The organism is Streptomyces sp. NPDC093225 (genome assembly GCF_044753805.1).
Classification (GTDB): domain Bacteria; phylum Actinomycetota; class Actinomycetes; order Streptomycetales; family Streptomycetaceae; genus Streptomyces.
Map to the genome: position 1 here is coordinate 1 of NZ_JBIVNX010000066.1, position 19,925 is coordinate 19,925.

The 19,925-nt window shown below is 74.9% G+C and carries 16 protein-coding genes; 4 read left to right on the top strand and 12 right to left on the bottom strand.

Features of this window, described 5'->3' with window-relative positions:
* Positions 1 to 167 precede the first annotated feature (167 nt).
* From ACIQCH_RS34665 to ACIQCH_RS34680, 4 genes are all read right to left on the bottom strand, one after another.
* Complete coding sequence (locus ACIQCH_RS34665; protein WP_402587662.1) at positions 168 to 569, bottom strand: SHOCT domain-containing protein; 402 nt, start codon at positions 567 to 569, stop codon at positions 168 to 170.
* Between the two features lie 179 nt (positions 570 to 748).
* Positions 749 to 2,374 (bottom strand): sulfatase-like hydrolase/transferase, encoded by a 1,626-nt coding sequence (locus ACIQCH_RS34670; RefSeq protein ID WP_402587664.1) that lies wholly within the window; start codon positions 2,372 to 2,374, stop codon positions 749 to 751.
* Positions 2,375 to 2,509: 135 nt separating this feature from the next.
* A complete protein-coding gene (locus ACIQCH_RS34675; protein ID WP_402587716.1) occupies positions 2,510 to 4,345 on the bottom strand; it encodes a diacylglycerol/lipid kinase family protein in 1,836 nt (611 codons plus the stop codon).
* Positions 4,346 to 4,517: 172 nt separating this feature from the next.
* Positions 4,518 to 6,182 carry an alpha/beta fold hydrolase gene (locus ACIQCH_RS34680; protein ID WP_402587666.1) on the bottom strand — a complete coding sequence of 555 codons (1,665 nt, stop codon included), beginning with the start codon at positions 6,180 to 6,182 and terminating at the stop codon, positions 4,518 to 4,520.
* A gap of 100 nt (positions 6,183 to 6,282) precedes the next feature.
* On the opposite strand from ACIQCH_RS34680, the gene ACIQCH_RS34685 reads away from it, so the two are divergent.
* The gene (locus ACIQCH_RS34685) at positions 6,283 to 7,089 is read left to right on the top strand and encodes an arylamine N-acetyltransferase (RefSeq protein WP_402587668.1); all 807 of its coding nucleotides are present in this window, start codon (positions 6,283 to 6,285) and stop codon (positions 7,087 to 7,089) included.
* Positions 7,090 to 7,218: 129 nt separating this feature from the next.
* Here ACIQCH_RS34685 and gap read toward each other — a convergent pair whose 3' ends face one another.
* A complete protein-coding gene (gap, locus tag ACIQCH_RS34690; RefSeq protein WP_402587670.1) occupies positions 7,219 to 8,217 on the bottom strand; it encodes a type I glyceraldehyde-3-phosphate dehydrogenase in 999 nt (332 codons plus the stop codon).
* A 97-nt stretch (positions 8,218 to 8,314) separates the two neighbouring features.
* Positions 8,315 to 9,271, bottom strand: coding sequence for a GlxA family transcriptional regulator (locus ACIQCH_RS34695; RefSeq protein WP_402587672.1), 957 nt, complete (start codon positions 9,269 to 9,271; stop codon positions 8,315 to 8,317).
* Between the two features lie 229 nt (positions 9,272 to 9,500).
* Between ACIQCH_RS34695 and ACIQCH_RS34700 the strand changes: the two genes are divergently transcribed.
* The 3 genes from ACIQCH_RS34700 to ACIQCH_RS34710 all read left to right on the top strand — a co-directional run bounded on the left by ACIQCH_RS34700 (position 9,501) and on the right by ACIQCH_RS34710 (position 13,251).
* Positions 9,501 to 11,183: a carbohydrate binding domain-containing protein gene (locus tag ACIQCH_RS34700; RefSeq protein WP_402587674.1), complete on the top strand. Its 1,683-nt coding sequence runs from the start codon at positions 9,501 to 9,503 to the stop codon at positions 11,181 to 11,183.
* A gap of 173 nt (positions 11,184 to 11,356) precedes the next feature.
* A complete protein-coding gene (locus tag ACIQCH_RS34705; protein ID WP_402587676.1) occupies positions 11,357 to 12,619 on the top strand; it encodes a sensor histidine kinase in 1,263 nt (420 codons plus the stop codon).
* Positions 12,604 to 13,251 (top strand): response regulator, encoded by a 648-nt coding sequence (locus ACIQCH_RS34710; RefSeq protein ID WP_402587678.1) that lies wholly within the window; start codon positions 12,604 to 12,606, stop codon positions 13,249 to 13,251. The genes ACIQCH_RS34705 and ACIQCH_RS34710 overlap by 16 nt, the downstream gene beginning before the upstream one ends.
* A gap of 38 nt (positions 13,252 to 13,289) precedes the next feature.
* Here the strand turns inward: ACIQCH_RS34710 and ACIQCH_RS34715 are convergent, their stop codons facing one another.
* From ACIQCH_RS34715 to pelF, 6 genes are all read right to left on the bottom strand, one after another.
* Positions 13,290 to 13,940: a spherulation-specific family 4 protein gene (locus tag ACIQCH_RS34715; protein ID WP_402587680.1), complete on the bottom strand. Its 651-nt coding sequence runs from the start codon at positions 13,938 to 13,940 to the stop codon at positions 13,290 to 13,292.
* Positions 13,937 to 14,842 (bottom strand): NAD-dependent epimerase/dehydratase family protein, encoded by a 906-nt coding sequence (locus tag ACIQCH_RS34720; protein WP_402587682.1) that lies wholly within the window; start codon positions 14,840 to 14,842, stop codon positions 13,937 to 13,939. Before ACIQCH_RS34720 ends, ACIQCH_RS34715 begins: the two co-directional genes overlap by 4 nt.
* Positions 14,843 to 14,849: 7 nt before the next feature.
* Positions 14,850 to 15,563, bottom strand: coding sequence for an NDP-sugar synthase (locus ACIQCH_RS34725; RefSeq protein ID WP_402587684.1), 714 nt, complete (start codon positions 15,561 to 15,563; stop codon positions 14,850 to 14,852).
* 65 nt (positions 15,564 to 15,628) lie between these two features.
* Positions 15,629 to 16,630, bottom strand: a complete 1,002-nt coding sequence (locus ACIQCH_RS34730) for a GDP-mannose 4,6-dehydratase (RefSeq protein ID WP_402587686.1) — start codon at positions 16,628 to 16,630, stop codon at positions 15,629 to 15,631.
* A 77-nt stretch (positions 16,631 to 16,707) separates the two neighbouring features.
* Positions 16,708 to 18,144 carry a hypothetical protein gene (locus ACIQCH_RS34735; protein ID WP_402587687.1) on the bottom strand — a complete coding sequence of 479 codons (1,437 nt, stop codon included), beginning with the start codon at positions 18,142 to 18,144 and terminating at the stop codon, positions 16,708 to 16,710.
* On the bottom strand, positions 18,141 to 19,832 hold the full coding sequence (gene pelF, locus ACIQCH_RS34740) for a GT4 family glycosyltransferase PelF (protein ID WP_402587689.1): 1,692 nt from the start codon (positions 19,830 to 19,832) through the stop codon (positions 18,141 to 18,143). Before pelF ends, ACIQCH_RS34735 begins: the two co-directional genes overlap by 4 nt.
* Positions 19,833 to 19,925: the final 93 nt, after the last annotated feature.

Here is a 19,925-nt window from a genome sequence, read left to right on the forward strand (position 1 = left end):
CCCCGGGGGCCCCCCCCCCCCCGGGGGGGGCCCCCCCCCCCCCCCCCCCCCCCCCCCCCCCCCCCCCCCCCCCCCCGGCGCCGCCCCCCCCCGCCCCCCCCCCCCCCCCGGGCCCCCCCGCGCCGAGCGGTGCGGGTGCCGGCGAGGGCAGCTGTGCCGGCGGGAGGCTACTGGAGGAGCTTCGCCTTGGCCCGCTCGAACTCCTCCGGGGTGATGTCCCCGCTGTCCTTGAGCTTGGACAGGCGGTCCAGCTGGTCGGCGGTGCTGGAACCGGCGGTCGCACGGATGTACTCGTCCATCGCCGCCTTCTGGTCCCGTACGTCGTCCATCTGGCGTCGGCTCATGCTCTTGCCGCGGGCGATGACGTAGATCAGGACACCGAGGAAGGGCAGGATGATGATCAGGATCAGCCAGCCGGCCTTGGCCCATCCGCTGAGTCCGTGGTCACGGAAGATGTCGACGATGATGTGGAACAGCAGGATGAACCACAGGACCCACAGGAAGATCCACATCACGGTCCAGAACGCCCCGAGCAGCGGGTAGTCGTACGCGAGGAACTGGGTCTCCATCGCACGTCTCCTTCCTTGCGCACAGCGGTGCGGGGGCGGGAGCGTGATCCCCCGGCCCACCGTCTGCAGGATGGACGGGGGGCCGGGGGGCGGTCTTCACCCGCGGCGGGTGAACCCGCTCCGGAGGGGGCGCGAGGGACCGGTGGCCGTGGACCGGGACGGCTCGGCGGCGGTGTTCCTCAGCCGTGGTGGCCGCCGCCGCGGGCCGCACCCACGGGTTCGCGGTCCCCGTGCCACGTCGGCCAGCCGATCAGCTGCGGGCGCTCGGTCACCCACGCGCGGGTGTCGGCGCCGATCTCGGCGTCGATGAGGGCCTCCAGCAGTCCGCAGTACCGGCCGACGAGGTCGCGGTGCGCGGGGTCGGCGGCGAGGTTGCGCAGCTGGGCGGGGTCCGCCAGGCGGTCGTAGAGGACGACGTCGTTGTCGGCGTACAGCTCGTCGGGACCCGTCGGGCGGTTCGGGCGCAACGGCGAGAAGTAGCGGCCGAAGGTGTAGTGGTCGTCGATGTACCCGCGCAGGAACCCCCGCTTGGTCCAGTCGGGGCGCAGCGACCCGGCCTGGATCCGTGCGGGTGCTTCGGGGTCGGCGAACTCGAACCAGAACGACGCGTCCAGGGTCACGATCGATTCCACGGCGGTCAGGACGCCCTCCCGCACCGCCGATCCGTCCGCGACGGGGAGCAGGGAGTGGCCCTTCAGGGCCGGGAAGCGGGTGGCGCGCTCCGCTCCGTCGACCCCGGCGCAGGCGAGCAGGGTGGGGGCGAGGTCGACCGCGGACCCCAGGGCGTCGGTGCTGCGCCCTCCGGGGAGGTCCGGATGGCAGAGGATGAACGGCACGTGGACGTTCTCGTCGTAGACCAGGTTGCCCTTCTGGCGCAGCCCGTGCGCGCCGGCCATCTCCCCGTGGTCGGAGGTGAAGACGACGACGGTGCGGTCCGCCTGGCCGGAGGCCTCGAGCGCGTCGAGCACCAGCTCGACGCTGCGGTCGACGTCGCGCAGGGCGTTGAGGTAGAAGTTCAGCCCGTCGTACCAGTGGGCGTCATCGGCGACCGGTCCGAAGACGGTGTCGAGCATCCTCGCGAACTCGGACACCGCGGGGGCCGCGCCCGAGAGGTCGTCGCGCAGGCTGGCCGGCAGGTCGAACTCCCAGCGCCTGCGGTACACCGGGACGTCGGCGGCGGCCTTGGCGACCACCGCGTGGGCGAGCCCGAACGGCAGCCGGACCTGGGAGGAGCCGCCGTAGTCGAAGCTCATGATGTCGTGCGGGTTGACGAAGTTGACCGCCATGAACCACGGCTGGTCCTCGGAGACGGCCGGGGCCCGGTTGCGCAGCCACCCGGCCGCCTGCCCGGCGATCACCGGGTCGACCTTCAGTCCGGCCCATGCTCCGCCGTCGATGTCGCCCCAGTCGTTGAACTCGCTGAATCCGTAGGGTTCGAGGGCGTCGGTGGTCGGGGCGGGCCGCTCCGGGGTCACGTAGGCGTTCGACAGGTGCCACTTGCCCTGATAGGTGCAGTAGTAGCCGGCGGAGCGCAGCATCGTGCCCAGCGTGCCGAGTGCGGGGTCCAGGGGGCGGACGTACGGCATGTTGTCGTTGTCGTAGATCTCGGTGAGGGGCAGGTGCTGCCCGGTGTAGATCACCGACCGTGCGGAGCTGCACATCGCGGAAGCGGTGTGGAACTGGCGGAAGGTCGTGCCGCGCCGGGCGAGCCGTTCGCGCGCCGGGAGGGAGAACCCCCGGGGGTTCGGGATCGCCTGCCGTTCCTCGTCCGTGACGATCAGCAGGATGTTCGGTCGACGCGTCATGGCTGTCCGTCCTCCGCGTGTGCGCGCTTGCCTGCGACCGACCGTAGGGGCGCCGGTCGGGGAGGGCTGCCGTGACACGCGTCCGGAACGGCAGGAAAGGGTCATTGCGCCGCCGGCCGTCACCGGGTCCGCGGCTCAGTGGGACAGGGCCGCCTTCGCGGCCACGATGGCGGCTCCGAGCGCCAGGTTGACCACGGCGGACAGGGCGACGAGCCGGCGGGGCGCACCAGCGCGCACGGCCCCTGCGACCGCCCAGCCGACCTGGCCGCAGAGGGCGACGGCCAGGGCCAGCCAGTCCGTCCCCGTGACGCCCAGGCCGAGCAGGGGGCTGATCGCCACGGCGGCGGCCGGCGGGACGGCGGCCTCGACGAGGGGCCGCTCGGTCGCGCACACGGCGCGGACCGCGCGCCAGCTGAAGGGCTCGTTGGCCAGGGAGGCGCCGAACAGGTGGGCGTACACGTGGGCCGCCCAGAACACCACGCCCGTGCAGAGCAGCAGGCCGATCAGCTGCACCCGCGGATAGTTCCCGCCCGTACTGGCGCCCACCACGACCGACGCCGCCAGCATCGACCCGTACACCGCGCCGGTGTAGTCCACCCGGATCCTGCTCCGCGGTGCCCGCCGGGGCCGCTCCCCCGCGGCCATCGCACCGGGGCCGGGGCCGCCCCGCGGTCCGGGGCGGGCGCCCAGCGCGGCCCGGCCCATCGACAGGGCCAGCCGGCGGACCCCGGTCCAGTCCATGGGGACGCCGGCACGGTTGCCCGGCCGGTTGCGCGGCACCCGGACGCGCAGGACGCCCGGCTCCACCCGGCAGCGCACCGGGACCGGCAGTTCGACCGCCTCGCCGTCGATACCCACGCTGACGACGGGCGCGTCGGCGTCCACGGACACCTCCCGGGCGGTGAGCGAGGTCAGGCCGCCGGAGCGGGTGCCGCGCAGGATGCCCACCGCCTGGGCCGCGCTGTCCACCTTCACCCCCAGCACGCCGAGGACGCCCGCGTCGAGCCGGGTCCGCGTGCCCAGGCCGGCCGCGTCGCCGCGGCCGTAGACGTTGTTGCTCACCAGGACCGCCTGCGGCTCCTCGATCACGGTGCCGTCGGCGTGCACCGTCAGGCGGGGGCCGGACTGGCGTGCGAGCAGGTCGGGCAGCAGGCCCAGGGTCGTGCGGAGCTTGTCGTCGCGGTAGGCCGGGCTCTGGACGACCTCGGCGTACACGCCGAAGGAGGCGTTGTTGACGAAGGGGTGGTCGCCGACGCGGCCGAGGTCCGTCCGCATCTCCACCCCGTCGGTGAGGGCGTCCAGGCAGGCCGCCGGATCGCTGCGGTCGAGGCCGAGGTCCATGGCGAAGTGGTTGCGGGTGCCGGCGCAGATGACGAGGAACGGGACCCCGCGCTCCGCAGCGACGCCGGCGACCAGCGCCTGTGTGCCGTCCCCGCCGGCGACCCCGAGCAGGTCCGCGCCCCGGTCCACGGCGCTGCGGGCGAGGGCGGCGACGTCCTGGGGGTGGTCGGCGTCGAGCATCACGACCTCCGCCCCGAGCGCCTCGGCCTTCTCCCGGATGCGGAAGGTGCCGACCTTGCCGCCGCCGGAGCGCGGGTTCAGGATGAGGAACGGTCGTACGGGCGCCGGCGTCGGGCGGCCCGGCATGCGGGCGCGGGCGTCGTCCGCCAGTGCCGCCCGGCCGCTCGAGACCGCCAGGGCCCACAGGGCCAGCGAGCACAGCACCACCCAGAGCAGGTCCGCCCGCGCGTACATGACCACCACCACGACGGGCACCGCCACGGCGACGGCGGCGGCGCACCACCGCAGGGGCCCGCGGTGGGCCAGTACGAGCCAGCCGGCGGCGGTGCCGACCACCGCCCCGGCCAGTGCCACCACCAGCAGCAGGATGCTGCGGAACCCGGCGAAGACCACCAGGACGACGAGCGCGGCCGCGCTCGACAGCAGCGCCACGCGGGCCTTGGCCTGCATGCTCACCTGGGCCACCTCCAGCCGCCCCGTCCCGTCCCGTCCGCAACCGGCCCCCACCGTCCACCATCCCATTGGCGCCCCGAACCGGCCCGGTCGACATCACCCGGATCGGGCGAGGGGGCCGGCGGGTTCGACGGCCCGGGCGCGGCGCGGTGGTACGACCGCCACCGCGTCAGGCCGTCGGCACCGGGAAGGGGTCCAGGTCCGGCTTGAGGACCTGTCCGGGCTTCGGCGCGGTCCCGTCGACGAGGTACGAGGTCACCAGCGCGTTCAGCGCCTTGCTCCGGCCGACCGCGCAGTGCTCGATCATGTCGACCGTCACCAGCACCGCGTTGCCCAGCTGCCGCTGCATGCGCTGCGAGAACCGGTACTGGGTCGCCGGGTCGAAGGTGTTCCCGATGACCATGACCTTGTTCGCGGTGCGGCGGTTCCACGGCCCCGCGTACCGCTCGGCGGCACGGGCCGGCGCGGGCCAGGTCGCGCACGCGGGCGCGTCGAAGGCCTGGTACCGGCCGAAGGTGGGCGCACCCCGCTCCCAGGCGCGCGCCACGAGCGCGAACACCCCCGGGTAGGACGGGTACGGCTTGTCCTGGCAGTTGACCCCGAAGTACGAGTCGTCCGACGTGTACGGGGAGTCCGCGGGGGCCTCGCGCAGCGCCGCCGGGACGACCTTGGCCAGCCGGTCCGCCGCACCCGCGGCCACCTTGCCGGCCCCCGGGGCCAGGCCCTGCTGCGGCGCCACCGTCTGGTACAGCGCCTGGAGCGAGACCGCGAGCGGCGCCAGCCGGCTCTGCGCGTACAGGGCGTTGGCCACCTGGCTGGTGAAGCTGCTCAGGGTGACCTGCACGCCGCTCGGGAGCGTCACCGGGGCGGTGCGCAGGCGGTCGCGGATCGCGTCGAACTTCGCGCGGGTGTCACCCTCGGCGAAGGCGCAGCGCTGCCCGCCGGCCGCCCCGCAGCGCGCGAGGAACTCGGCCAGGGCCACCTCGAAGCCGCCGGTGGCGCGCTGGCGGTCGTACTCCAGGCCGTTGTGCAGGCGCAGGTTCGGGTCGACGTTGCCGTCGACGATGATCGCGCGCACCTTGTCCGGGTACATGTTGGCGTACGTGGAGCCGATCAGCGTGCCGTACGAGAACCCGGCGAAGGTCAGCTGCGCGTCGCCGACGGCCCGGCGCATCCGGTCGAGGTCGCGCACCACGTTGATCGTGGACATGTGGCGGACGAGGGGGCCGGCGTTGCGGGCGCAGGCGTCGGTGTAGTCCCGGGTGGCCGCCAGCGTGTCGTCGACCTCGGCGCGGGTGACGGGCACCCCGGTCATCCGGCCGAAGACGGCGTCGGACTCCTCGTTGGTGGTGAAGCACCGCAGCGGGTTGCTGCGGGCGACGCCGCGGGGGTCGAAGCCGATCAGGTCGAAGCGCTCCTGGACCCGGGGCTCGAAGCGGGCCGTGGTGGCCCACAGGTAGCCGCTGCCGCCGGGGCCGCCGGGGTTCAGGAAGAGCGATCCGATGCGATGGGCCGGGTCACCGGCCCGGCGCCGCATCATCGCGATCCCGATCTGCTCGCCGGACGGGTCCGCGTAGTCCAGCGGGACCGGGTACACGGCGCAGTCGTAGATCCCGGGGTCGGGCTTGGACGGGTCCGGGTTGCAGGGCGTCCAGTCCACGGGGGCGACCGGCCCGCCGGGGGTGGCGGGGGCGCCGGGGGTGGCCGGGGCGGTCGAGCCGGTGGTCGTCGCTCCGGCGGGCGTCGCGGGCGCCGCCGTGGCCGTGGCAGCGGCGCCGGCGACCAGGGCCAATGCGCTGGTGAGCGCTAACGCCAGAGTGGATATGCGAGACAAGGAACCTCCTTCGGCTGGTCAAACCCGGTCAGCATGCCAGCAGTTGGGGTGCCGGTAAAGATCGCGTGCCGGACTCGGCGGAGGGTGTGTAATGGGCCGGGTGGATCATCATGCGAACCCTTCCGACCCGCTCGACGAGCACCGTATCGACGCCTACCTGGCCCGGATCGGGCTCCCGCGGCCCGAGCGCGCCGATGCGGAGGCGCTCGCCGCCCTCCAGGAGGCACACCTGCGCTCGGTGCCGTTCGAGAACCTGAGCATCCATCTGGACGAACCGGTCGTGCTGCGGGCCGACGCCCTCTTCGAGAAGGTCGTCACCGGCGGGCGGGGCGGTTTCTGCTACGAACTCAACGGCCTCTTCGCCGCGCTGCTCGGGGCGCTCGGCTTCCGGGTCACCCTGCTCGCGGCCCGGGTGTTCGGGGCGGAGCGGCTCGGCCCGCCGTTCGACCACATGGCGCTGCGGGTGGACCTGGCGGAGCCGTGGCTGGCGGACGTCGGCTTCGGGCGCTTCAGCCAACGGCCCCTGCGCCTCGACGCACGGGGCGACCAGAGCGACCCCGCCGGGACGTTCACCGTCACCCCGTACGGCGACCAGCTCGACGTGGCGCAGGACGGCAGTCCGCAGTACCGCCTGGACCCGCGGCCGTACGAGCTGGTCGACTTCGTGCCCACCTGCTGGTGGCAGGCCACCTCGCCGGACTCGCACTTCCGGCGCGCCCCCATGTGCTCCCGCCTCACCTCCGACGGCGGGCGTACGACGCTCAGCGGCACCCGGCTGATCCGCACCTCCCCCACCGGGGAGCGCGAGGAGCGGGAGCTGGGCGGGGCCGAGCTGCTGGCCGCCTACCGCACGGAGTTCGGCGTCGACCTCGAGCGACTGCCGGGGCTCCCCGGCGCGGACGCCTGACGGCATGCGACACAGCCACGCCCCGGGCGGTCGGCCGCCGGGGCGTGGCTGTGGTGCCGTGTGGTGCCGGCCGGTCAGTGGCGGGCACCACGGTCGGTGGCGGGCACCACGGTCGGTGGTGCCGGCCGGTCAGTGGCCGGCGATGAGCTCCAGCGTGTCGATCACGCGGTTGGAGAAGCCCCACTCGTTGTCGTACCAGGCGACGACCTTGACGCGGCGGCCGTCGACGCGGGTGAGGGCCGAGTCGAAGATCGACGAGTGCGGGTTGCCGACGATGTCGGACGACACCAGCGGGTCCTCCGAGTACTCCAGGACGCCCGCGAGCGGGCCCTGCGCGGCGGCGCGGTAGGCCGCCAGCACGTCCTCGAGCGTCACGTCGCGGGCGACGGTGGTGTTCAGCTCGACGATCGACCCGACCGGGACCGGGACGCGGATGGAGTCGCCCGCCAGCTTGCCGTCCAGGTTCGGCAGCACGAGGCCGATCGCCTTGGCGGCACCCGTGGTGGTCGGGACGATGTTGACGCCGGCGGCGCGGGCGCGGCGCGGGTCGCGGTGCGGGCCGTCCTGCAGGTTCTGCTCCTGCGTGTAGGCGTGCACCGTCGTCATGAAGCCGTGCTCGATGCCCGCGAGGTCGTCGAGGACCGCGGCCAGCGGGGCGAGCGCGTTGGTGGTGCACGACGCGTTGGAGACGATCGTGTGCAGCTCGGCGTCGTACGCGTCGGTGTTGACGCCGTACGCGAGGGTGACGTCGGCCCCGTCGGCCGGCGCGCTGACCAGGACCTTCGAGGCACCGGCGGTGAGGTGGGCGCGGGCGGCGTCCGCCGAGGTGAAGCGGCCGGTGGACTCGAGGACGATGTCCACGCCCAGCTCGCCCCAGGGCAGCTGCGCCGGCTCGCGCTCGGCGAGCACCTTGATGCGGCGGCCGTCGACGACGAGCACGTCCCCGTCGACCGTCACCGGGCGGCCCAGCCGGCCGGACGTGCTGTCGTAGGCGAGCAGCCGCGCCAGGGTGGCGGGCTCGGTGAGGTCGTTGACGGCGACGACCTCGAGCTTGCTGTCGCGTTCCAGCAGTGCGCGCAGGACGTTGCGTCCGATGCGGCCGAATCCGTTGATGGCGATGCGAGTCATGGTGTGTCCCTCCGGTTCGCCCCCAGACTCGCTTGTGCCGGGCCGCCCGGACAGCGGCGCGATTGCCACGGTTCGCAAGGATCGCGCCACAAGAGGATCACTCGCCCCGGGTGAAGGTGCGTCGGTATTCGCTCGGGGTGGTCCGCAGGATGTGCTGGAAGTGCAGCCTGAGGTTCGACCCGGTGCCCAGGCCCACGTCCGCGGCGATCTGCTCGACGCTGCGCTCCGAACGTTCCAGCAGCTCACGGGCCATGTCGATGCGGGCCCGCATCACCCACTGCATCGGCGTGTAGCCGGTGTCCTCGGCGAAGCGCCGCGAGAACGTGCGCGGGGAGACCGCCGCATGCCGGGCGAGCGCGTCCAGCGTGAGGGGTTCGCCGAGCCGGTGCAGGGCCCACTCGCGGGTGGCGGCGAACCGCTCGCCGAGCGGTTCGGGGACGCTGCGCGGTACGTACTGGGCCTGGCCGCCGCTGCGGTAGGGGGCCGCGACCAGCCGCCGGGCCGCGTGGTTCGAGGCGGCGATGCCGAGGTCGCGGCGCAGGACGTGCAGGCACAGGTCGATGCCGGAGGCGGCGCCGGCCGAGGTCAGGACGCTGCCCTCGTCGACGAACAGGACGTTCTCGTCGACCCGGACCAGCGGCCGCTTCTCCGCGAGGGCCCGGGTGTAGTGCCAGTGCGTGGTGGCGCGCTTGCCGTCGAGCAGGCCGGTGGCGGCGAGCGCGAAGGCCCCGGTGGAGATGCCCGCCAGCCGCGCGCCCCGGTCGTGCGCGGCGACCAGCGCGTCGAGGACGGCCTGCGGCGGGTCCTCGCGGTCCGGGAACCGGTAGCCCGGGACGAAGACCGTGTCGGCCCACTCCAGGGCCTCGAGGCCGTGGGCGACCGCGTACGACAGGCCGTCGCCGCCGGTCACCAGCCCGGGCTCGGCGCCGCACACCCGCACCTCGTAGGGCATGCTCGCGCGGGTCGTGAACACCTGCGCGGGGATGCCGACGTCGAGGGGCTTGGCGCCGTCGAGGACGAGGACGGCGACGCGGTGGGGGCGGGAGGCTGGCACGCAGGAGAGGGTACGCGTTCCGGCCACTCCGTCCCGCTCGGCGAATTATTGGTCCAGACCTGTTGACGGTCCCGTCGGCGGCGGAATAGGTTCCCGGTCACGAAGCGATGGCGGCGCCAACTCCCCACCGGCCACCGGGCGTTCCCCTCCCCCCTCCCCGCACGCCCCGGCCGCCCCGGGCCTCGCTGCGCGCTTCGCGCCGTCCCCCCATTCCCCTGGAGGCACCCCCTTGCGTACCCCCACCCCCACCCGGACCCGGACGCGGCTGGCCTGCGGCCTCGGCGCCACCCTGCTCGGCGCGGCCGCGGTGCTGAGCTCCCCCGGCGCGGCCTTCGGCGCCAACCTGCTCTCGAACGGCGACTTCGAGGCCGGCACGGCCGGCTGGAACTGCTCCGGCGGCCTGGGCTCCACCGTCGGCTCACCCGTCCACGGCGGGAGCAGGGCGCTCGCCGGCGCGGCGAGCGCGAGCGACAACGCCACGTGCGCACAGAGCGTCGCCGTCCGGCCGAACACGACGTACACCCTCTCCGCCTGGGTCCGCGGCAGCTACGTCTACCTCGGCGTGACCGGCGGGGCCTCGACCTGGACCACGTCGGCCGGCACCTACTCCAAACTGACCGTCAGCTTCACCACCGGTGCCGCCCAGACCAGCGCCGAGGTCTACCTGCACGGCTGGTACGGGCAGGGCACCTACTACGCCGACGACGTCACCCTGGACGGCCCCGGCGGCGGCACCGACACCCAGGCCCCGACCGCTCCCGGGGGCCTCACCGCCGCCGGCAAGAGCGCCACCAGCGTCTCCCTCTCCTGGACCGCGTCCACCGACGACGTCGGCGTGACCGGCTACGACGTCTACCAGGGCGGCACCCGGGTCGCCGGCTCGACCACCACGAGCACGACCGTGACGGGACTGACCCCCGACACGGCCTACTCCTTCACCGTCCGCGCCCGCGACGCCGCCGGGAACACCTCGCCCGCGTCCAACACGGTCAGCGTCACCACCGACAACGGGACCACGCCGCCCGCCGGCTTCAAGCAGGCGGCGCCCTACTACTACCTCGGCTGGGGCAACCCGCCGAGCGCGGCCACCGTGATGAACGCGACCGGCGTGAAGTGGTTCACCATGGCCTTCGTCCTCTCCTCCGGCGGCTGCAACCCGTCCTGGGACGGCCAGCGCCCGCTGACCGGCGGGGTGGACCAGAGCACCATCGCCTCGATCCGCGCGGCGGGCGGCGACATCGTGCCCTCCATCGGCGGCTGGCAGGGCAACAAGCTCGGCCCCAACTGCGCCACTCCCGAGGCCCTGGCCGGCGCCTACCAGAAGGTCATCGACGCCTACGGCCTCAAGGCGATCGACGTGGACATCGAGAACACCGACGAATTCGAGAACGCCGTCGTCCAGGACCGCATCCTCGGCGCGCTCAAGATCGTCAAGCAGAACAACCCCGGCCTGCGAACCATCCTGACCTTCGGCACCGCCACCTCCGGCCCGACCAGCTGGGGCAACCGCCTGATCGACCAGGCGAAGGCGCTGAACGCCGGCATCGACGTCTTCACCATCATGCCGTTCGACTTCGGCAACGCCTCGACCGACATGTACGCCTCCACCGTCAGCGCGACGGAGGGCCTCAAGGCCAAGCTCACGTCCGCCTTCGGCTGGGACGACGCCACCGCCTACGCCCACATCGGCATCTCCGGCATGAACGGGATCAGCGACACCCAGGAGACCACCACCGTCCAGAACTGGACCGACATCCGCAACTGGGCCAACTCCCACCACCTCGCCCGGCTGGCCTTCTGGTCGGTCAACCGCGACCGCGGCTGCCCCGGCGGCGGCCTGCAGGAGACCTGCTCCGGCATCGCCCAGAGCGACTGGCAGTTCACCTCCATCACGGCCGGCTTCACCGGCTGACCGCCACGGCACCACGCGCCGCGGACCACGCGCCACGGAGCACCCGGCCGGCGCCGGGGCGGGGGCCGGACCCACCACGGGGTGGGGCCGGCCCCACTTCCCGTCCGAACACGGGTGCCGGGCCCTCCGCACCCGGCACAGTGGGGGCATCGAACGCGAGCGGAGGACGTGTCGTGAAGAGACTCGGTACCTGGTCGGTCCAGGCCGGCGTGGGGTTCTGGCGGGCGTGCGTCGTGACGGCCGTCTGCCTGCTACTGCCGGCCTGGTGGGCCGCCGCCGTGGCGCTGGGCGTGCGGTGGGGGGCGGGCAACCCCTGGTCCTGGGTGGCGCCGGTCCTCCTGGCCGGCGCGGGCACGCTCGCCCTCGCCCGTCCGGTCTGCCGGACCGTCCGCCTCCTCGTCGCCCGGTGGACCGGCACCGTCGTGCCGGCCGGCTACCGCCGGGCCGGGCCGGTGACGCGGATGTCCACCGGCTACTGGTGGAACGGCTTCTCCTACGAGCGCACGCGCCGGGACGCCCTCATGGACCAGAAGTGGCGCGTCCGCTGGCGTGACCCGGCCAACCGGCGCGACCTCCTGTTCACCGCGGTCGCACCGCTCACGGCCGGCCTGGTCGCCGCCCTTCCGCCGGCCGGGGCGGCCGCGGCGGTGCTGGGGCTCGCCCGCCCGGAAGCCGTCGCCCGCCTGCTCGGGGCGCTCGGCGCGGCGGCCGCGCTCGCCGCGTCCCCCTACGCCTGGCGGATCGTCGAACCGGTGGCCGTACGCTTCCTGGGCCCCTCGCCCGCGATGGCACTGGCGCAGCGGGTCGAGGAACTGACCGCCCAGCGGGCGGACGTGACGGTCGCGCAGGCCGCCGAGATCCGCCGGATCGAGCGGGACCTGCACGACGGGGCGCAGGCCCGGCTGGTGGCACTCGGGCTCTCGCTCGCGACCGCCGGCAGGTTGATGGAGAGCGACCCCGACCGGGCCAGGGCGCTGATGCGGGAGGCCCAGGCCGGCGCGAGCGCCTCGCTGGCCGAACTCCGCGAGCTGGTCCGGGGGATCAGCCCCCCGGTGCTCACCGAGCGGGGGCTCGTCGACGCCGTGCGCGCCCTGGCCCTGGACAGCCCCCTCGACACGGCGGTCCGCGCGGACACCGGGCCGGCGGCCCTGGACCCGCCCGTCGAGTCCGCGCTCTACTTCGGCGTCGCCGAGCTGCTGACCAACGCCGTCAAGCACGCCGGGGCGACCCGGGCCCGGATCTCCATCGCCCGGGACGGGGCCGGGCTCGTGGTCGAGGTCGAGGACGACGGCCGCGGCGGGGCCGACGTCCGGCCCGGCGGCGGACTCGCGGGACTGCGGCGCCGGCTCGCCGCCTTCGACGGCACGCTGGAAATCACCAGCCCGCCCGGCGGACCGACCCGGGCGACGATGATGGTGCCATGCGCGTTCTCGTAGCCGAAGACCTCTACCTCCTGCGCGACGGGCTGGTCCGCCTCGTCGAAGCCTTCGGCCACCAGGTGGTGGCCACGGCGAGCACCGGCCCGGAGACGCTCGACGCGCTCCGCACGTGGCGTCCGGACGTGTCCGTCATCGACGTCCGGATGCCGCCGGGCCACTCGGACGAAGGCCTGCGGGCGGCCCTCACCGCCCGCCGCGAGATACCGGGCCTGCCGGTGCTCGTCCTCTCCCAGCACGTCGAACGACTGTACGCCCGCGAGCTGCTGGCCGACGGCTCCGGTGGCGTCGGCTACCTGCTCAAGGAGAGCGTGTTCGACGCCGACCAGTTCATCGACGCACTGGAACGGGTCGCGGGCGGCGGTACCGCGATGGACCCGGCGGTGATCGCCGGGCTCCTGTCCCGCGGCTCGCCCGATCGGCTGCGGGAGCGGCTCACCGAACGCGAGTACGCCGTGCTGGGACTGATGGCCGAGGGGCTGTCGAACCAGGCCGTCGGCCGTCGCCTCTTCCTCAGCGAGAGCGCCGTCGGCAAGTACACCACCTCCATGTTCGGCAAGCTCGGCATCGTCGACGACGAGGACACCAACCGGCGCGTCCGCGCCGTCCTCACCTACCTGAACCGCACCTAGGGCCTGCGGGTGACCGCCGCTCCCTGCTCGGCCCCGGGTCAGGTGAGGGCGGGGGTCAAGGTGCCCCAGGGGTTGGGGAGTTCGCCGGTGACGGGGCCGCTGACGGCGGCGCCCCGGGCGGTCGCGGTGCGCACGGCGAGCGGGACGAGCACCTCGGGCACCCCGTAGACGAGGTGGCAGAAGCGCCCGGGCGGGTACCGGGCGGTCCAGGCCGGCCGGCTGAACGCGGTGGCGTACGTGGACCAGTGGCCCTCGAAGGTCACCACGAGGTCGGCGAACCGGAGGTAGCCGGGGGCCGGGTGGACGCCGGGGTTGAGGACGACCGTGGCGGCTCCCTGGCGGCGCAGGGAGCGCACCAGCCGCCGGCAGGCGCCGACGCCCTGCGGGGTCGGGGTGACCCGGTCCAGGAAGCAGCCGTGGACCCCGTACCACTGCTGGTGGCGGCGCAGTTCGTCGGTGGTCTCGGCCCGGTCCCGGGCGCCGTACGCGGTGTCGACGTAGCCGAGCAGCCGGGCGCCGGCGGCGCGCAGGGCGCCGGCCGCCGCCACGAAGGCGGGGTCGGGCCGCGGGCCCGGACCGTCGGCGGGGTTGAGCACCACCGCGTAGGTACGGGCCGCGGCCCCGATCAGCCGGTGCCAGGCCCCCGGATCCTCGGCCGGGTGGACGTAGAGGGGGACCAGCAGGGTCATCGTCCGGCGCCGACCTCCTCGGCCGTCGCCCGCCACAGGGCGGCGACCATGTCGGTCAGGCCGCTCCGCGGACGCCAGTCGAGCGCGCGGTCGGCCGCGGAGACGTCCGAGCACTGCCAGCCGGCCGCGGAGCGGGCCGAGCCGGCGCCGTCCTCCTCGATCCGGCCGCGGAACCCGGCCCGTTCGGCGAGGGCGTGCACGAGCTCGCGCACGGCCACGGCGTGCCCGGCGCCGATGTTGAGCACCGGGGGCAGCGTTCCGGGGGCCGTGACCGCGAGCTCGACGGCGCGGGCGACGTCGCGGGCGTCCACGAAGTCGCGGTACGCGGACAGGTCGCCCAGCCGCAGCACCGCCCCCGGGTCCCCGCCGGCTGCGCGGAGCAGGCCCGCGACCCGGCCCGGCAGGCCGGTGGCGGGGGCTCCCGGACCCACCGGGTTGGTCACCCTGAGGACCACGGCGTCCAGTCCGGAGGCCGTCACCGCGAGGGTGCCCGCCAGTTTCGTGGCGCCGTAGGGGGTGGTGGGGCAGGCGGCGGCCGACTCCGCGACCCGGCTGCCGGGCGCGCCCGGTCCGTACTCCGCGGCCGAACCGAGGTGGACCAGGCGGGCCGTCGGGGCCGCCTCCCGCAGCGCCGCGCACAGCGCGGCGGGGCCGCGGGCGTTGACCTCGGCGAGGGTGACCGGGTCGCCGCCGGTGGCGCCGGCGCAGTTGACGACGGCGTCGGGGGCGGCCGCCGCGAGGGTCTTGACCAGCTGTTCGAGGCGGTCGGCGGCCAGGTCCAGGGGGTGGTCCGCCCCGGGTGCCCGGCCGCCGTCGAGGAGACGGGCGCCGGGCAGAGCGTCGAACCGTTCGGCCACGTGGCGACCGAGGTAGCCGGTCCTGCCCAACACGAGGATGCGCATGGTGTGCTCAGGCTCCCTTGAGCAGGAGGGACTTGCGGCTGGTGAACTCGGCGTTGGCGCGGTCGTAGTCGTCGGGGCGGCCGATGTCGAGCCAGTAGCCGTCGAACTCGTAGGCGTGCGGGGGGTTCTGGGCGTCGAGGAGGTCCAGGACCAGTTCGTCGAAGCCGAGCGGGAGGCCGGGGGTGTAGCCCTCGAGGGTGCCGCGGCTGATGCCGTAGATGCCCATGGAGACGCGGTAGTCCATGCTGGGCTTCTCGGTGAAGGCGACCACGCGGCTGTCGTCGGTGGTGAGCACGCCGAAGTCGATGTGCACCTTGCGGGGGTAGGTGGCGATGGTCAGCGGCGCCTGCGAGGCCTCGTGCCGGCGCAGCAGGTCGGCGTAGTCGAGGTCGGTGAGCACGTCGCCGTTCATCACCAGGAAGGTCTCGGGGAGCCGCTCGCGCAGGCCGAGGAGCGGTCCCATCGTGCCCAGCGGGCTCTCCTCGGTGGCGTAGTCGATGCTCATGCCCCACTGCGAGCCGTCGCCGACGTAGGCGCGGATGATCTCGCCGAGGTGGCCGATGGCTATGGTGCAGCGGGTGAAGCCGGCCGCGGAGAGCTGGCGCAGCACGATCTCCAGGATCGCGTGCTGGTCGCCGATGGGGACCAGCGGCTTGGGGAGCGCGGTGGTGTAGGGCCGCAGCCTAACGCCCTTGCCGCCCGCCAGGATCACTGCGTACACGGGGTTCCTCCTTCGTCGGGTGAGGGGCGTGGGGGGATGTGTGGGGTGGGTCGGCGCGGGGCCGGTCAGATGTTGTAGATGCCGGTCTTGTAGCGGGCCAGGTTGGCCGGGTCGCGGAAGAACTCCACGGTGCGGGCGAGGCCTTCTTCCAGGCTGTGTCCGGGGGTCCAGCCGGTCGCGGCGGTGAGCCGGCTCGCGTCCGCGACCAGGCGCATGACCTCGGAGGCCGGCGGGCGCAGCCGCGCGTCGTCCTCGCGGACGTCGATCGGGGTGTCCATCACCTTGCCGATGAGCGCCACGAGGTCGCCGACGGAGATCTCGGTGCCGGTGCCGGCGTTGAAGGTGCGGCCGACGACCGCCTCGGCCGGTGCGGTGCCGACGGCGAGGAAGGCGGCGGCGGTGTCCGCGGCGAACGTGAAGTCGCGGGTGGGCCGCAGGTCGCCCAGGGTGATGGTGCGTTCCCCGGCGGCCACCTGGCCGATCACGGTGGGGATGACGGCGCGCATGGACTGCCGCGGGCCGTAGGTGTTGAACGGGCGCAGGGTGACGACGGGGGTTTCGAAGCTGGCGTGGTAGCTGTCGGCCAGCCGGTCGCCGCCGGCCTTGGACGCGGCGTACGGGGACTGGGTGTTGATCGGGTGGTCCTCGGTGATCGGGACGGTCTGCGCGGTGCCGTAGGTCTCGCTGGTGGAGGTGTGCACCAGGCGGGGGGTGCCCAGGGCGCGGACGGCCTCGAGGACGTTGAGGGTGCCGGTGACGTTGGTGTCCACGTAGCTGTGCGGGGCCTGGTAGGAGTACGGGATCGCGATGAGCGCGGCCAGGTGGTACGCGCACTCGGCGCCGTCGAGGAGGCCGCGCACGGAGCCGGGGTCGCGGACGTCGCCGAGGACCACGTCCACCTGGTCGAGGACGTCGGGCGAGAGGGTCTCCAGCCAGCCGTAGGAGGAGAAGGAGTTGTACTGGGCCATGGCGCGGACCCGGTAGCCGCGGGCGACGAGGGCCTCGGTCAGGTGCGAGCCGATGAAGCCCTCGGCGCCGGTGACGGCTGCGAGCGGGGTGGCGGTCAACGGGGTGGTCCCTTCGGTGGGTCACGGGGGGATCGGAAGGTGGTGGACGGGACGGTGGTGGACGGGACGGGGACGGATCAGGTGTGCGGGGCCGGCCGGCCGAGGAGCCGCAGGGCGAAGCCGGCCAGGCACAGCGCGGCGGCCCCGCAGTACGCCGGCAGCGCCACCGGGCCGGCGGCCAGGCCCAGCAGGTCCGCGAGGGCGGCGCCGGCCGCGGCCGTCAGGCAGAGCAGGGCCGGGGGCCAGGCGGCCCCGAAGGCCTGGAGCAGCAGGGCGGTCCACAGGGTGGCCGCGAGCAGCGGCAGCGCCGCCGGCCCGCCCCCGGTGAGCAGGGCCGCGGGCACCAGCGGCAGGGTGTAGGCGAGCAGGCACAGGGCCAGCACGCCGGCGGAGCGCAGCAGGAACCCGGTCGGGGTGGCGCTCCTGCCGAGGGCGGCCAGGGCCAGCCCGCGGAAGCGGTAGAGCAGCCATTCGGCGGGGCCCATGCTGAGGGTCAGGACGACCACCGCGTACGGTTCGCGCCGGCCCTCGACGAGGACCAGCACCGCGGCGCCCAGCCCGAAGAGCCCGTAGGGCAGCGAGCGCAGCAGCGCGGGACGGGTGCCCTGGTCCGCCGGTGCCGCCGGGGCGGTGAGACCGGCGCGCAGTGCCCAGCCGGCCGCGGCGAGCGCGCCGGCCAGGGCCAGGGCGGGCAGGCCGGTGCGCAGCAGGGGGCCCGGCTCGTACCAGGGCAGGGCGGCGGCGCCCGCGCACAGCGGGCCGAGGGCGGCCAGGAGCAGCCACTCGCGGCCCAGGACGAGCAGGACGCCCGCGGCGGCGAGGTAGAGCGACTGGGCGGCGGCGGCCCAGACGAGCGGTCCGGCTCCGGCGCTGCCGGCGAGGGCGCTGCCGGCGGCGGCCGCGGTGGCCAGGGCCGCGCCCAGGGGTGCGCCGTACAGGAGCGTGCGCGCGGCCTCCCGGCCGCCCACCGCCATCCGCAGGTAGGCGCGGTGGCCCAGGGCCTGCCCCCAGGCCCAGGAGACGACGCCGGCGACGAGCAGGGGGGCCGCGTCCCGGCCGGGGTGCCACAGGGGGGCGGTGAGGAGGTAGGCGAGGGCGGGCAGGGCGAAGAGCACGCCGCGCAGCAGGCAGCGGACGGTGTCGGGGCGCCAGGGGTCGGGGGTGCGGGGCGGCTCGGGGAAGACCCGTGGCACCCGCTCGTAGAGGGCGGCGGCGAGCGAGAAGATGTCCGGGTGTCCGTAGCGGCGCCGGATGGTGTCGGCGGACAGGCCGTCGGCCTCCAGCAGTGCGGCCACCTCGTACGGGTGGACGGCCGGGCCCACGCGGTCGGCGAGCTCGGCGGCGAGCAGGCTGACCGCCGCCTCGTCGGGGCCGTGTCCGGGCAGCCGCAGGGTGAGGGTCGAGGCGTCGGCCAGGTGGCGGCGCGGGGTCCGGGCGACGGGGGCCGCCAACCGGAGGGCCAGGGTGTCGTGTTGGCCGCCGGTACGGGGCTCCAGGTCCATCGGCCCGCTCATCCGGCGAGGCTTCCGGTGTCGAGGCCGGCGGGGGTGCCGGTGGGTGCGGGGGCGGCCGGGCCGGTGGCGTACGGGTCCGCCGCGGCCGGGACGGGGGCGCCGGCCGGACCCGGCACGAGCGCGGGGGCGGACGCGGCCACGGGCACGGGTGCGGGTCCGGGTACCGGCACGGGAGCCGGTGGTCGTACGGCGCCCGCGGCGGCGGGGGCGGTCTGCGCCGGCAGGTACGGCAGGCCGCCGGGGCGGGCCGGGGCGGACAGGTCGAGGTAGATTCCGCGGAAGGTGTCGATGGTCTGGCGCAGCGTGAACTGCTCGATCACCCGCAGCCGGGCCGCCTCCCCCATCGCGGCGCGCCGCGGGGCGTCGCCCAGGAGTTCCAGGGCCGCGGCGGCCATGGCGTCCGGGTCGCGCGGGGGGACCACCAGGCCGGCGTCGCCGACGGCCTCGCGGACACCGCCCACGTCGGTGGAGACGGTGGCGCGGCCGCAGGACATGGCCTCGATGAGGGTGAACGGGAAGCCCTCGCTGATGCTGGAGAGCATCACGACGTTGCCCGCCGCGTAGGCGTCCTTGATGTCGTCGACCCGGCCCTCGAAGACCACCGCGTCGGCGTGCCCGAGTTCGGCGGCCAGGGCCTCGCAGCGTTCGCGGTAGGCCTCGCCGCCGCGCGGGGTGCCGCCGAAGAGTCTGAGCCGGGCCTCCGGCACCTGACGTCTGACCAGGTCGAAGGCGCGGACCAGGGTTTCCAGGTCCTTGATCGGGTCGACCCGGCCGGCCCAGCTGAGCGTGGGCGCCGCCGGTTCGGGGCCGGCCGGCGGGAAGGCGGCCGGGTCCACGCCGTTGTAGACGGTCCGGATCGCGTCGGGGCGGGCGCCGCCCTGCTCCTCCCACAGCCGGTTGTAGCGGTTGCCCGGAGTGATGAGCGCGGCCCGCCGGTAGCTCTCCTCCGCCAGCAGCCGGAAGAAGCCGAGGACGACCGCCTTGACGGGCCATCGGTACGGGGCGGTGCGGTAGCCGAGGTAGCGCTCGCGCAGGTAGACCCCGTGCTCGGTGAGGAGCAGCGGTACGTCGTGCCGGTCCAGCCCGGCGAGGCCCGGCAGGACGGCCACGCCGCCGCTGACCGCGTGGGCCACGCCGTGCCGGGGTGGTTCGGCCGCCAGCGGGCGCAGCGCGTGCTCGAGCAGGGAGGTGGCGGTCAGCGCGTCGCGCAGGGTGGGGCGGGCCTCCCGGACGGCGAGGCCGGGCCGGTTCCAGACGGCCGCCAGGATCGCGATGGCCCGGTCGCCGCGCAGGAAGGCGCTGAGGCCGCCGTCCGCCGCGGCGTGCGCCATGGCGTACAGGGCGGGTGGGAACCCGGCCTCGGCGCACGGGTCGAGCAGCGCGGTCAGGAAGCGCTCGTAGGCGTCGGCCAGCCGGCGCAGGGCGCGGCCCCGCGGTGCCCGGCCCTCGGGCGGCGCCCCCCACATGGGGACCGACCGGACGTCCAGGACGTGGCCCGGCAGGTCCCAGGCCAGGGGTTCGCGGCCGGTGCCGGTGACCGCGACGACGTCGAAGTCGATGTCGGGCATGCCCTGGACGAGCTGGTCGCACCAGACGCTGACTCCGCCGTGGCTGTGGGGGTAGGTGCCTTCGGTGAGCAGGGTGACGCGCGCCGCGCCGGGGCGTCGCGCGCCGTGGTGAACGTGCATGGATGTGCTCCACGGCGGAAAGCGGGGACGTGGGGTCGGGCGTCGGGCCGGGCGTCCCGGCCGCACGGCGGCGGCGGGGACGCCCGGGGCGCC